We start from the raw sequence: 13,193 nt of genomic DNA on the forward strand, positions 1-13,193 counted from the left end.
GCTCCCGGTCGCGAATGTTCATGAGTGGTTCTGTCTCAGGTTTTGTGAGCCACACACTGAGTCACGCCCGTGGGCCGTCTGGGCTTTGGGGAAGTTGCCCGAAATTGGCCCCCGGTCGGGTTGGTATGGCTGACAGTTTGGTGTCGTGGATGAGATCTTGCTTCGACCGGCGGAGCTGCTGTTTCCGTCGATCGTGAACGTCGCGGTGTCGTCGGTCGACGCGGACGACGAAGCGGTGCGAGTCGAGGCCCGGTGCACGGCGGCCGGTGCCTCCTGTCCTGTATGCGGGACCTGGTCGAGTCGTGTTCACGGTTCCTACCTGCGGTTTCCCGCCGATGTGCCGTGCGGAGGGCGGCGGTTGGTGCTGCGCCTCCGCGTTCTCCGGTTCGTGTGTCGCGGCGAGTCGTGTGTTCGGAAGACGTTCGTCGAGCAGGTACCGATGCTGACCCGGCGCCACGGCCAGCGGACCGAGCGCCTGCGTCACACGTTGGTCGAGGTCGGCCTCGCGCTCGCCGGGCGGGCCGGCTCCCGCCTGGCTCGTGTCCTGGGGGTTTCGGTGAGTCGCAGCACGGTCCTGCGGTTGGTCGAGGCCCTGCCTGACCCGGTCGTTCCCGCCCCGCGAGTGGTCGGCGTCGACGAGTACGCGACACGCAAGGGCCGGTTCTACGGCACCGTGCTGGTCGACGTCGAGACGCGGCGGCCGATCGACATGCTGCCCGATCGGGAGGCATCAAGCCTGGCCGCCTGGCTGATCGAGCGGCCGGGGATCGAGGTCGTATGTCGAGACCGCGCCCCGTTCTTTGCCGAGGGTGCCACCGCCGGCGCACCCCAGGCCGTCCAGGTGGCCGATCGATGGCACTTGTGGAACAACCTCGGCCAGGCCACCGAACGAAGCGTCGCGGACCACCGCGGATGCCTTCGTGTCCTGGTTCCGGACGTGCCCCGCACCGGTCGGGAACCCGGGTCGGTCGAAGTCGATCCGTCGGGCTCGCCGTGGCCCACCGGCCACCGGTTCGCCGACCGGACTCGGGCCAACCATGCCAGAGTTCACGCGTTGTTGGCCGCCGGCAACAGCCGCCGCGCGATCGAGAGGCAATTGCGGATGACCAGTCGCACCGTGAAGCTCCTCGCGGACGCGGCCGCTCCGGAAGACCTCTTCCGGGGGCAGTGGCAGGGCCGTCCGTCCGTGCTCGACGCCTACAAGCCCTACCTGGACGACCGCTGGAACCAGGGATGCACCAACGCGTGCAAGCTCTGGGAGGAAATCGTGCCGCTCGGCTACCGAGGCAGCTACCAGCGAGTCAGCGCGTACCTCCGCGCGAAGCGCCTCTCGCCCGATTCGCCGACCCCGACTCCACCGTCTCCTCGCACGGTTGCCGGATGGATCCTCCGCCACCCCGACTTTCTCGACGAGGCCGCACGCCTCCGACTGAAAGCCGTTCTGGCCAACTGCCCGGAAATCAACGCCCTCACCGGCCACGTCCGATCCTTCGCGCGAATGCTCACCGAACGCCGAGGCCACCAGCTCCCGGACTGGCTCGACGCAGTCCGCCACGACGACCTTCCCGCCCTCCACACCCTGGCCGCAGGCATCGACCGCGACCGCGACGCCGTCATCGCCGGCCGGACCCTGCCCTGGAACTCCGGCGTCGTGGAAGGACACGTCAACCGCATCAAGATGCTCAAACGCCAGATGTTCGGCCGCGCAGGATTCGCACTGCTCAGAAAGCGGGTCCTGTTGGCCTGATCGCAAACGGAGTTCCGGAGCGACGTCGGGCTCACAACTCGCTTCCTGGACCCCGTGGATCGCTGGAAGACTCGACTCATGCAGCGATTCTCCGTGAACCCCGACAGTCTGAACGGCCCGGTCACGCTCGTCGACGAGCAAGGGATCCGCTGGGCGCTCCACCGCAAGCGCCTGGACGTGCGCGTCGTCCGTCGGCTCGTCAAGGACCATGTCACTCCGGTCATATGGGAGGATATGGGTGGAATCAGTCCCCGGATCGTGCCAGAGGCCGAACGCCCCGCGCTCTGGGGTCGGATCAAAGACGAGTACCAAGGCCCGGGCGGAACGGGGCCAATGGGCCGCTACCTAGCGCATGAGTTCCGAGCCGAGCCGGGTCGCCGCATGCTCTACGTTGAAGACCACTGCTGACCGCGCAACGTGCTGCCATCAAGCTGACCGAGAGTCACGAACCACAAAACCTGAGACAGAACCGTAACTTCGTGAACAAAGCCACGGTGCCGAGGGTGGGCCGAGGGCAGCACGAGCGTCACCCTGGCGTGAGCCCCACCGGCCCTGATGAGGATTCCCGAAATTGGCTGTGACGCGTATTTCGGGACGATCACTTTCGAACAACCGGCCGTCCGCATGACGTTCACAGTCCAACGTCGTCGAAATGGTGGGTGCGCGCGGGTTCTGGGAGTTGGTGTGGCCGGAGGTCGAGGGTCTGGTCGTGGACGGGGCCCGGGTCGTCGGCGAGATGCTGCGGATCGACGCGCACGGAGGAGGTTCGGCCGGGCTTTGTCCTGCCTGCAGGTGCGAGGCGACGAGGGTGCACGACGTCTACACGCGACGGCTCGCGGATCGTCCGCTCGGCGGTCGTCGCGTGGTCGTGTTCCTGCGGGTCCGTCGGTTCCGTTGCGACGAAGTCTCGTGCTGGAAAAGGACTTTCGTCGAACAGATCGCACGTCTGACGACGCGCTACGGTCGGTTGACGGACGCATTGGCCCGGATGGTGCAGGCCATCGGTGTGGCCGTCGGCGGCCGGGCCGGTGCCCGACTCGCCACGCACCTGGGTGTACGTGCCGGACACGACTCGATCGTGCGCCGGCTGAGGAAACTGCCCGATCCGCCGAGCTCGAGCGTTCGCGTCCTCGGCGTCGACGAGTTTGCGTTCCGCAGAGGTCGTACCTACGGCACGATCCTGATCGACGTCGAGACGCATCGCCCGATCGACCTGTTGCCCGATCGCTCCGCGGACACGTTCGCGGCCTGGCTCGCCGAGCACCCCGAGGTCGAGATCATCTGTCGCGACCGATGCCGAGTCTTCGGCGAGGGCGGCCGACGCGGGGCACCCCAGGCAGAGCACGTGGCCGATCGCTGGCACCTGCTTCACAGCCTCACCTCGGCGGTCGAGCGCACCGCCCACGCCCACCGGGCCTGCCTGCGCAAGGACGTCGAATACACGGTCCCCGAGGTTCGGGACGAGGCCGTCGATCTCGCGAACGCGCGTGCCCTGATCGAATCCCCGCCACCGATGGACCCACCGGGCAACCAGATCCTGGCCCGCACTCGACAGCGGCACGCCGACGTCCACGACCTGCGTGAACGCGGATACACCATCAGTGCGATCGGCCGCGTCCTCGGTCTGGACCGCAAGACCGTGCGCCGCTTCGCGACGACCGACCTCGACGAACTCCTCGCCTCCGCACGCGTGCGCCGGACCGGTGAGATCGACCGCTTCCGTGCCTACCTCCAACACCGCTTCCACGCGGGCGCGACGAACGCAGCCGGGTTGTTCCGGGAGATCCACGAACAGGGATACCGCGGCAGCCGCGTCGTCGTCACCAAGTATGTCGCGACCATGCGCTCGGGCACCGCCGTCCCCGAAGCACGTCGAGTGATCCCCAGCCCACGACGGATCACCTCCTGGATCATGCGCCGTCCGGAAAACCTCGGCGACAACGAACGCTCCGATCTGGACCGCGTCCTGGCCGCCTGCCCCGACCTGGCGACCGCCCACGCCCTGGCCGGCGACTTCGCCGCGATCACCCGCGAACGACGCGGAAGCGACCTGCCCGACTGGGTGGCCCGCGTTCTCGCCGACGGACCACAGCCGTTGCAGTCCTTCGCGATCTCCCTCCAGACGGACTGGGACGCTGTCGTCAACGGCCCTACGTTGCAATGGAGTTCGGGCGCGGTCGAAGGTCAGGTCAATCGCATCAAGTTCCTCAAACGGCGGTCATACGGCCGAGCATCGTTCGAACTGCTGCGGACCCTCGTCCTCGCCCAGCCACCGTGATCGTCCCGAAATACGCGTCACAGCCAATTCCAGGGAGCCTCATCAGCCCCACACACGACGACATCACGGGGAACGAACGCCGGTCGCGGTTCGTGGGCGGCGCCGAGGCGGGGCAGTGCGTCGTCGAGTTCGGCCTGGGTGCGGTCGGGCCGGGCGGTGGTGATGTCGGTGCGCTGTGCCGGGCGCTCGCAGCGTGCCGCGACCTCCTTCCCGCCCCGTGTACCGCCGTCTCGCCGGATTCGATCGGGAGTCCGCCGATGGCCGGCGGTGTGGTCACCAGGCGGGTCTGGGGTCGCGCAGGTGCGGCGGGGTCTGTTCGGGCAGGGCACGCGACCCGTCGTCGGTACGCCGGATGTAGCCCGGGTGCGGCGGGGACTCCGTGGTCGCCGGCGCCGGGAGGTGGAAGCGGCGCGTACGTGGGAGCGGGACTTCGGTCAGCACTCCGTAGTGGAGCATCCACAGGCCGAAGCACTCGTCGTCGACGTCGTGCATCAACACCTGCACACTGCCCGGGTTCGGCCACGCCAGGGACTCCAGGTGCCGCAACAACCCGGTCCTGCCGCTTTGTCGCGGGAACTCCGCCGCCCACCCGTATCCGCCCAACACCTCGATCGGCTCGAACCGCCCCCGCCACGAACGACTCTCGTCGAAGCGCGTCAACGGCTCCATCACCTCGTGCGCGTGCAACGCCAACACGACGACCTCCGCGTCCATACCCATCCCGGGATACCACCGCACCCCCGGCACCCGACGCAACCCGATTCCGGACCCGACACCTCGAGCAGACCCCGGTCGCGCATGCGAGGCCGCACGCGGCATCCAAGACGTGTCGGTACGTCGCTGCCGCGGGATCCGCGGGCCCGGCCCGCCCGCGCGCGGCTGGCCCATTGCGGGTGCTACCGGGCGTGGGTGACGGTGGTGACGGTGTCGTCGCAGCGGGCGAGGATGCGGTCGAGGGCGGCGCGTTCGGCGGTGTCCACGTCCAGGCCCCACCTGGTTTTCACGACGACCCAGTCGGTGAGGTAGCGGCAGGTGGCGGATGCGGCGGATGGCATCCATTCGGCGGGGTCGCGGTCGGCCTTGCTCTGGTTGACGCTGTCGTGGACGGCGGCCAGGGACCGCTCGTCGTCCAGGTCGTTGGCGTACCGCTCGCGGGTCTTCGCGTCCCGGCCGGCCGCGCCGACTGGTGGGGAGCGTCATTCCGAGCACCCGATATTCGGAGGGCTTCAGCGTCGGCGAGCCGTAGGGTTGGCGCGCCAAGACAGCCTGGTAGCAGGGGAGAAGCGTGCGGTCCGAGGAACATGCGGGGTGGGAGCCGGACTTCCCGGTCCGGTATCTCCTGGTGCGGGAGGACATCCACGGTGAGGAGGGGAACGTGCTGTGGGGGCGGTGTGCAGAGGTCGAGGGCCTGTTCATGGATCCGCCTCCGCTGCCGCGAGAGGTCCTGACGCTGCGCGGCTGCCCGCGCGAGAGCCTGCTGGTCCAGGCCGTGGCGGTCGGCACCGAACCGGTGCGGCTGCTGGGGGACGGAATGCTCTCGATCGAGCCTGTGGATCCCTCCAACGACGGGCCGGCCCGCTTCTGGGACCTGGAGGACACGACTGTCCTGGCCCAGTGGCCCACGCCGGGCGATCCCCGGCGCGTGGACATCGTCGTGGGCACCGGCGTCAGGCGGGACGACCACTGGGGCAGCCAACGGCTGCCTTCGAGTCCGCGGTTCGACCTGTGGTTCCCCTCGATCCAGGGGGACAGCCCATCGGACAGTTGCCGTTCCATCGACGGCCTGATCACCCCGCGCCCGCAGCGACCCACCCAGCCCGTGCACCTGATCGGCTGCGAACCCGCCGCACCGCTTCTCGCCCTGCTGCACCGTCCCCTCCCGCAGAAGGGCGACCCGATCACGCTCCGGCCTCTCGACCGCCATGGCCGGACGATGACCGGGTACCGCCTCGACCCGCACATCGTCGAGGCACGCCCATCCGTCCTCGCAGGAACCCTGATCGACGTCACCATCACCGACCCCGGTGACGACCGCCCCACCCTGGCCGCCCGCCCAGTGTGGGAGACCTGGTCCGACGGCGTTCCCACCCTGCCCAACCAGTGGGCACAGTTCGACGCCAAGGGCCGGTCCGAGTGGCTGCGCCTCACCAGCATCGGCCCGTACCGGCCAAAGGGCCTCTCCGGCGGGACCTACCAGCTGGACGGACAGCACGTCACGGACCGGGCCGGCCTGCTCCTGGCACTCGGCGAAGCCCTGCTCGGCCCTGGCGCCAACTACGGGACATGCCTGGACGCGGTGGTGGACTACCTGGGCGGCGGGCCCTCCGTCGTCCCCCCGTTCACCCTCGTCTGGCACCACGCCGACATCGCCCGCCACGCCCTCGCCGGAGACATCCTGCACCACCTCGGTGGCGTGTCGTACTTCGAGGGGACCGTGAACCTCCTGCGTGAGCGCGGCGTCACCGTCGTGCTCCAGTGAGGGAGGCGACGGAGCGGGAAGGCACCTGGTCGCGTCGGGGCGGGAGGTCGTCGACTGTCCGGGCCTTCGCCGTTCGGCGTCGGGGACTCTCCGAGCCGGCGCCGACGGACGCACGGCCGCAGGCCGAGCCTTCTGGCGACGATCCACCCCGGCCGCCCGAGTTGTCGAACCCGCGGCGGACGAAGATCCACGAAACGTCTCCCAATTCGGCGATCACGGGGGTAGTCTCGGGCGCCCGATCGGCGGCGCCGCGGTGCCGCCCGAGTGGAGCGTGCGCCATGAGCGAGGCCGTCGTCGCCGTCGAACCCACCATGGACCCGGCCGCGATGCGGGCGATCGCGATCGAGTATCCCCGAACCCTGGCCCGTCTCAACCGCGTTGCCCACACCCCGGACTGGGCGTGGACCGCGTTGGGCCTGTGGATACCCGACGACGACCCGCGGATCGCGGCCGACCAGGCACGCGCCCTCCTCGAAACGGCGACCCCCGACGAACCCGCCCGCGCGGAGGTGTTGTGGCGCGCGCCCGGCCACGACCGCCCCGCCTGGTGGCGCACCGCGATCACCGCGACCGGACACGGCGCCGGTGTCGCCTGGCTGCGTGGGGAGTTCGCCAACCCGACCACACGGATGATCGACCTCGCCGACGTCGCCGCCGTCCTCCCGCTCCCACCCCACGCGCCGACCAGTTGCCTGCACGCGCACCGCGACGACTTCCTCTCCTCGCCCTTGCGGCCCGTCCCTGACCGGGACACGCTGACGCCGCGCGTGCCGATGACACCCCCGGAGGCACTGGTCCTGACGCAGTACTGGCTGCACTGGGTCGCCCATAGGGTTGGGCCTTTGTACCCGGTGAACCAGGAGCAGGCCTTCGACTGCCGGGACCGGCTGTTCGACCTGGCCGTCGCCTCCGTCGCGCGCGGGCCGCGCACCCGCGTCGACGCGGTCGCGTTCACCGCCGACCTGACCACCCGCTGCCGCGTCCACACCCTGGACCCGCTCCCCGACTACGTCCACGGCCCCCACGCACGGGCGGTCGGGGCGCGCCTGATCGCGCACCCCCACGCCGACGGATGTGTCGGTGTCGAGGACGGCGACCTCGACGAACTCCACGCCGTCCTGGGCGTCGTGGCCCGCTACGGCGGCACCGTGCGCCTGACCACGACCGATCCGGACCTGCCCGGGATGGCGCCGATCGCGGAGTCGGTGTACGTCGTGCACTTCGACCTGCGCGCCGAACTCGTCGAGGACGACCGCGCCCGCGAGATCACCGCCCTCGACCGCCTCGTCGACACCTGAATCCCGCCGATGCGGCACTGGCTCGCGGTGTCTCCTGCGCTCCGCCCGGGCCGGACGGTGACCACGTCGCCGACGGACCGATCGGGTGGTGCGGCGCACGTCGAGCCACAGCGCGGATCACAACTGCGTGGAGGCCCAGTTCCCCGAACGCATCCCACGGAGGCGGGGGCGCAGGTGGGGCGGTGCGCGTGTGGTGGTGCGGAGCCGTTGCGTCGTGACGTCGACCTCGGCATTCTCGGCCGAGACCGCTCGCGCCGGTTTCGTGTCGCGGGAGACTCGACGACATGAGCAATCGCGATCGGGCCGTGCAGGTGCGGACCCTGGCCGCCGATCTCGGCCGGCGTTTCGGCGTCGATGTCGACGCGGTACACGTCCATGCCGGGTGGCGGATCGAGTGGCGGGACGGGCCGACGGTCGCCACGGCAAGGGCGTGGACCGCGCGTCGTGCTTTGGATCCGGCCGGTGCGGTGTCGCTGTTCCGGGACGTCGGGCGGCGGGCCTGGGTGGTGGCCGCGGTGCGGGCGGCCATGGACGGCGTGCTCTGGTCCGGGGTCGCGAGCGCGGGGCCGGACGAGGCGCGGTGGCTGCTCGAGCGCATCGTCGCCGAGCGGGAGTATCCCGATCGGGTGGACGGGGAGCGCGAGGTCCTGGTCGATCGCCTGCTCGCGGCGCTGCCGGCGGATCACGATTCGCGGGACGACGGGGGGCTCGTGGGCGGCATGGTGGCCGAACGCGGGGTGTCGTGGCTGGTGGAGGGCGAGGGCCTGGACGTGCTGTCGCCCGCGGAGGTGTTGACGGCGCGCTACGTCGACACCCGGGCGGAGGTGGTGGCGTGGGAGCGGTCCCTCGCGGTGCTGCCGGCGCGGGTCCTGGTGGAGAGGGCCCTCGCCGACCCGGGGATCGACCGGACGACGGCGCTCGCCCTGGTCGCGCTGCTGCCGGCCTTGCGGGTGGAGTGGGCCGCGACGGCGGCGGCGATTCGTGCGGCCGCGGCTCGGGCCATGGCGACACCGAGGGCCGGCGGGTCGTCGGGGGACCGGTCGGCGGCGACAACGCGTGCCCGCCGGGTCGCGCCGGTGTACGCGACGTCGGGACCGCGGGGCCGGGTGGGGCATTGGCTCCGGGAGGGGGCCCGTGCCGCGTACTGCGGGGCGGTGATCGCCGGTCAGGACCGCCCCGGTCTGACGATCTGTCGCGCGTGCCTCGATCGGGGCACGTCCCCGCTGCAACAGCGGCTCCGGGGGGAGCGGCTGCTCTAGCCGGTCACACCTTCGCGGTCGCAGTGGATCGCCATGGTGACGGTGCCGGCCTGGCCGGGGAGGGTCAGGGGGCGGGTTCGGCGTCGTCGGCGATGACGCCGGTCGCGCAGGATCGCGTGGATGCGGCGGGCGGCTTCCGGGTCGCCGGTGACGCCGATGCGGGTCCGCCCGGGGCGGGCGGCCCATGCGCGGGCGTCGTGGTCGAGCTCGGGCACGGTGACCATTCGCACGGTGCCCACGTGGCCAACAATCGCTGCCCATGGCCACCTAACGCTGACCGTGCCGCAGCCAGTCGTGTGACCACGGCCGGTAGTTGGCCAGTCACAGCTGAGAAACCGCAGGTCAACGCCCGACGTCGATTCCCGGTTGGCCACTCTGTCGACCGATAGTTGGCCACCCGTGGTTCTCGATACGCCTCTTTCGCCAGCAGAACCGCAGGTCAACGTGATCGGCCGAGCGCGACTGGCCAGCTAGGAATCGAGATGGCCACCTATCGGTCGACGTCACAAGTCGGTGGGTTGGCAAAGTCGATCAGCTCGAACTAGTGTCCGAACAAGGGGGTGGTTTTTGGACAAAGGGGCAGCCGAGGGCGGAGGTGCGTGATGGGCGGGTTCACGCATCTGCACACCGCTTCGGGCTACTCCGCCCGCTATGGCGCCTCCCATCCGGAGGACCTGGTCGCGCGCGCCGCCGAGCGCGGCATGACGGCTCTCGCGCTGACGGACCGCGACACGGTCGCCGGTGCCGTCCGGTTCGCCCGGGCATGCGCGGCCCACGGTGTGCGCCCGATCCTCGGCGTCGACCTGGCCGTTGCCCCCGCCGCGCCCCAGTCGCCCCGGGCCGGACGGCGCCGCACACCCGCGCGCGGAGGCGCCCACGTGGCCGAACCGCCGCTGCGCGTCACTCTCCTCGCCCGGGACAAAACAGGCTGGGCCCGGCTGTGTCGCCTCGTCTCGGCGGCACACGCCACGGGCGGGACGCCACTGCTGGAGTGGTCGGCGCTGCGCGAGCACGCGGGACCCGGACTGACCGCGCTGCTCGGACCCACGTCGGAGCCGGGACGCGCCCTGTCGGACGGCCGGCCGGACACGGCACGGCACCTGTTGATGCCGTGGCGCGAACTGTTCGCCGACGCGCTGCGCCTGGAATGCGTGTACTACGGGCTCTCGGGCACCGGACCCGGTTCGCTGCGCCTGGCCGCCCGCACCCTGCAACTCGCCGACACGACCAACGTCGCGGCCGTGCTGACCAACGCGGTGCGCTACGCCGACCCCGACCTGCACAAGGTGGCCGACGTGTTGGACGCGGCCCGGTTGCTGCGTCCGATCCGGTGGCACCGGGCGTGGCTGGACTGCGGCGAGCGGTGGCTGAAAGGCCCCGAGGCGATGGCTGCGGCAGCCGCCCGGATCGCACACGGCGCGGGCTCCGACCCCGTCCGGGCCGCTGGCCTGTTGTCCGAGACGGCGAAGGTCGCGGACGCGTGCCGGGTCGACCCGGCACGGGATCTGGGCCTGGGCGGGGTGCATCTGCCGGAGCCGGCCGTGGTCGGCGCCACGCCGACCTCGGTCGGACGGGTCCTGCGCGAGCGCTGCGAGGCCGGGATGGCCCGCCGAGGCCTGGACCGCGACTCGGCGGCGACCGAGCGGCTGGAGCGCGAAATCGAGGTGATCGGGCGGCTGGGCTGCGGCACCTATTTCCTTACCGTCGGCCAAGTGGTGGCGGACGTGCGCGCGTTGGGGATCCGGGTGGCGGCGCGAGGCTCGGGGGCGGGGTCGATGGTGTGTCACGCTCTGGACATTGCCACCGCCAATCCCCTGGACCACGGGTTGTTGTTCGAGCGTTTCCTGTCCGAGCGGCGCTCGGCTCTGCCGGATGTGGACATCGACGTGGAGTCCGCGCGCCGGCTGGAGGTCTACGACAGGATCTTCGAGCGGTTCGGCGCGGAGCGGGTCGCGGTCACCGCGATGCCGGAGACCTACCGGGCCCGGCACGCGCTGCGCGATACCGGCCTGGCCCTGGGCCTGGCGCCGGGCGACATCGACCGCGTCGCCAAATCCTTCCCGCACATCCGTGCCCGGGGCATCACCGCGGCGCTGGCGGAGCTGCCCGAACTGCGGCCCCTGGCGGCGGAGGCCGCGCGGTACGGGGCGTTGTTCGCCCTCGCCGAGCGCCTGGACGCGCTGCCGCGCGGGATGGCCATGCACCCGTGCGGGGTGATCATCACCGACGCCACCCTGCTCGACCGCCTCCCGGTCCAGCCCACCCCGGGCGGGAGCTATCCGATGGTCCAGGCGGCGAAGGAGGAGGTCGAAGCCCTCGGCCTGATCAAGCTCGACGTCCTCGGGGTGCGGATGCAGTCGGCGATGGCGCACGCCGTCGTCGAGATCGAACGCGCCAGCGGCGAACACGTCGACCTCGACGACCCCGCCCGGGTGCCGCTCGACGACTTCTTCGCGTTCAAGTTGATCCAGGCCTCCGACACGATCGGCATGTTCCAGCTGGAGTCACCCGGGCAGCAGGACCTGCTGAGCCGCCTGCAGCCGAGAGGTGTGCAGGACGTCATCGCCGACATCTCCCTGTTCCGTCCCGGGCCGGTCGCCGGGGGCATGCCCGAGCGCTACATCGCCGCCCGCCACGGAGCGCGGCCCTTCTATCCCCACCCGGACCTGGAACCCGTCCTCGCGGACACCCACGGCGTGACGATCTGGCACGAACAGATCATGGGCATCCTGTCCCAGATGACCGGTTGTGATCTGGCGCTCGCCGACGTCGCCCGCCGGGCCCTGTCGGACCGCGAGCGCATGCCGCAGGTCCGGGCCTGGTTCCACGAACACGCCACCGCCCGCGGCTACACCCGCGAGGTGCGCGACGAGGTGTGGAGCATCGTCGAAGCCTTCGGGGCGTACGGCTTCTGCCGGGCGCACGCGGTTGCGTTCGCCGTCCCGGCGCTGCAGTCCGCCTGGCTCAAAGCGCACTACCCCGCCGCGCTGTACGCGGGCCTGCTCGAGCACGACCCCGGCATGTGGCCGCGCCGGGTGATCGTGGCCGACGCGCGCCGCCACGGCGTGCCGATCCTGCCCGTCGACGTCAACCGCTCCCACCCAGGTCACACTCTCGAACAGGTCGAGGACGGGACCTGGGGTGTGCGCCTGGCGCTGTCGGCGGTGCGCGGCATCACCGACGAGGAATGCGCCCGCATCGCCGCCGGTCGCCCCTACACCTCCCTCGCGGACCTGTGGCAACGGGCCCGCCCCAGCCTGCCCACCGCCGAACACCTGGCTCGCATCGGCGCCCTCGACGGCGTCCACGACGGGCGCCTCACCCGTCGGGACCTGCTCCTGCAACTGCCCGAACTCCACTGCCGCAGCCGACGGGTCGGCGACGGACAACTACCCCTCGCCGACAGCCTCCTCGACGCTACCCACCCCAGCGGCCTGCCCGAGATGACCACCCGCGAGGCCGTCGGCGCCGAACTGCGCATCCTGGGCATCGACGTCACCCGCCACCTCATGGACCACCACCACCGACTCCTGCGCGAGATCGGCGCCGTCGACGCCCGCCACCTCGCCGAACAACCCCCGGCAGACAGATCCTCGTCGCGGGCGTACGCGCCTCCACCCAAACCCCGCCCATTGCCTCCGGGAAGCGCGTCATCTTCGTCACCCTCGACGACGGCGCCGGCCTCGTCGACGTCGCCTTCTTCGAGGACTCCCACCCCGCCTGCGCCCACACCGTCTTCCACTCCGGACTCCTGCTGATCCGCGGCAAAATCCAGGTCCGCGGCCGCCGACGCACGATCGTCGCCTCGATGGCCTGGGACCTCGACGAGATCGCCGCCACCCGCCGCGACCACGGCCCCCGAGCCGCCCTCGACCTCCTCGGTGCCCCCGCCCCGCACCCCACACCCGCCCAACCGCGCCGCGTCCTGGTCCACGGCACCGGCGCCCGCCACCACCCCTACGCCGACCTCCAGCCTCCCGGGCAGCGCTCCGCCGACCTGAGCCGCTACGGGCACCGAAGTCGCGGCAGTGCGGGCTGATCCTCAAGGCTGCGCGCGTGCCCGCAGCCTTGGCCGGGTGAGCTCCTGGTCGATGACACAGACTGTGCCTTACGATCGAAATCGATCATTTCA

9 protein-coding genes and 1 pseudogene are annotated in these 13,193 nt (G+C 71.0%); 7 read left to right on the top strand and 3 right to left on the bottom strand.

Going from position 1 to position 13,193, the window contains the following annotated elements; all coding sequences use genetic code 11:
* Positions 1–145 precede the first annotated feature (145 nt).
* The 3 genes from B4N89_RS45485 (at position 146) to B4N89_RS45495 (ending at position 4,025) form a co-directional block, all read left to right on the top strand.
* Positions 146–1,747, top strand: a complete 1,602-nt coding sequence (locus B4N89_RS45485) for an ISL3 family transposase (RefSeq protein WP_078982582.1) — start codon at positions 146–148, stop codon at positions 1,745–1,747.
* Between the two features lie 78 nt (positions 1,748–1,825).
* Positions 1,826–2,155, top strand: coding sequence for a hypothetical protein (locus B4N89_RS45490; RefSeq protein WP_078982583.1), 330 nt, complete (start codon positions 1,826–1,828; stop codon positions 2,153–2,155).
* A gap of 244 nt (positions 2,156–2,399) precedes the next feature.
* Entirely contained in the window at positions 2,400–4,025 is a 1,626-nt protein-coding gene (locus B4N89_RS45495; protein ID WP_078982584.1) for an ISL3 family transposase, read from the top strand.
* 273 nt (positions 4,026–4,298) lie between these two features.
* Here B4N89_RS45495 and B4N89_RS45500 read toward each other — a convergent pair whose 3' ends face one another.
* Both B4N89_RS45500 and B4N89_RS50430 read right to left on the bottom strand, forming a co-directional pair.
* Positions 4,299–4,745 (bottom strand): hypothetical protein, encoded by a 447-nt coding sequence (locus B4N89_RS45500; protein ID WP_078982585.1) that lies wholly within the window; start codon positions 4,743–4,745, stop codon positions 4,299–4,301.
* 176 nt (positions 4,746–4,921) lie between these two features.
* The gene (locus B4N89_RS50430) at positions 4,922–5,080 is read right to left on the bottom strand and encodes a hypothetical protein (protein ID WP_161501054.1); all 159 of its coding nucleotides are present in this window, start codon (positions 5,078–5,080) and stop codon (positions 4,922–4,924) included.
* Between the two features lie 230 nt (positions 5,081–5,310).
* On the opposite strand from B4N89_RS50430, the gene B4N89_RS45510 reads away from it, so the two are divergent.
* From B4N89_RS45510 to B4N89_RS45520, 3 genes are all read left to right on the top strand, one after another.
* Complete coding sequence (locus B4N89_RS45510) at positions 5,311–6,504, top strand: barstar family protein (protein ID WP_143658383.1); 1,194 nt, start codon at positions 5,311–5,313, stop codon at positions 6,502–6,504.
* Positions 6,505–6,782: 278 nt separating this feature from the next.
* Positions 6,783–7,802 carry a hypothetical protein gene (locus B4N89_RS45515; RefSeq protein WP_078982587.1) on the top strand — a complete coding sequence of 340 codons (1,020 nt, stop codon included), beginning with the start codon at positions 6,783–6,785 and terminating at the stop codon, positions 7,800–7,802.
* Between the two features lie 284 nt (positions 7,803–8,086).
* Positions 8,087–9,061 carry a hypothetical protein gene (locus tag B4N89_RS45520; RefSeq protein WP_078982588.1) on the top strand — a complete coding sequence of 325 codons (975 nt, stop codon included), beginning with the start codon at positions 8,087–8,089 and terminating at the stop codon, positions 9,059–9,061.
* Here the strand turns inward: B4N89_RS45520 and B4N89_RS45525 are convergent.
* Complete coding sequence (locus tag B4N89_RS45525) at positions 9,058–9,300, bottom strand: hypothetical protein (RefSeq protein WP_143658385.1); 243 nt, start codon at positions 9,298–9,300, stop codon at positions 9,058–9,060. The genes B4N89_RS45520 and B4N89_RS45525 overlap by 4 nt on opposite strands.
* Positions 9,301–9,663: 363 nt before the next feature.
* Here B4N89_RS45525 and B4N89_RS45530 point away from each other — a divergent pair.
* Positions 9,664–13,100 (top strand): annotated as a pseudogene (locus B4N89_RS45530) (DNA polymerase III subunit alpha).
* Positions 13,101–13,193: the final 93 nt, after the last annotated feature.

The sequence above is a fragment of the Embleya scabrispora genome, assembly GCF_002024165.1.
In the GTDB taxonomy this organism is placed as follows: Bacteria; Actinomycetota; Actinomycetes; order Streptomycetales; family Streptomycetaceae; genus Embleya; species Embleya scabrispora_A.

Coding starts and splice junctions, on each gene's coding strand:
- B4N89_RS50430 (WP_161501054.1), bottom strand. CDS start 5,080: ATGCCATCCGCCGCATCCGCCACCTGCCGCTACCTCACCGACTGGGTC.
- B4N89_RS45500 (WP_078982585.1), bottom strand. CDS start 4,745: ATGGGTATGGACGCGGAGGTCGTCGTGTTGGCGTTGCACGCGCACGAG.
- B4N89_RS45490 (WP_078982583.1), top strand. CDS start 1,826: ATGCAGCGATTCTCCGTGAACCCCGACAGTCTGAACGGCCCGGTCACG.
- B4N89_RS45520 (WP_078982588.1), top strand. CDS start 8,087: ATGAGCAATCGCGATCGGGCCGTGCAGGTGCGGACCCTGGCCGCCGAT.
- B4N89_RS45515 (WP_078982587.1), top strand. CDS start 6,783: ATGAGCGAGGCCGTCGTCGCCGTCGAACCCACCATGGACCCGGCCGCG.
- B4N89_RS45495 (WP_078982584.1), top strand. CDS start 2,400: ATGGTGGGTGCGCGCGGGTTCTGGGAGTTGGTGTGGCCGGAGGTCGAG.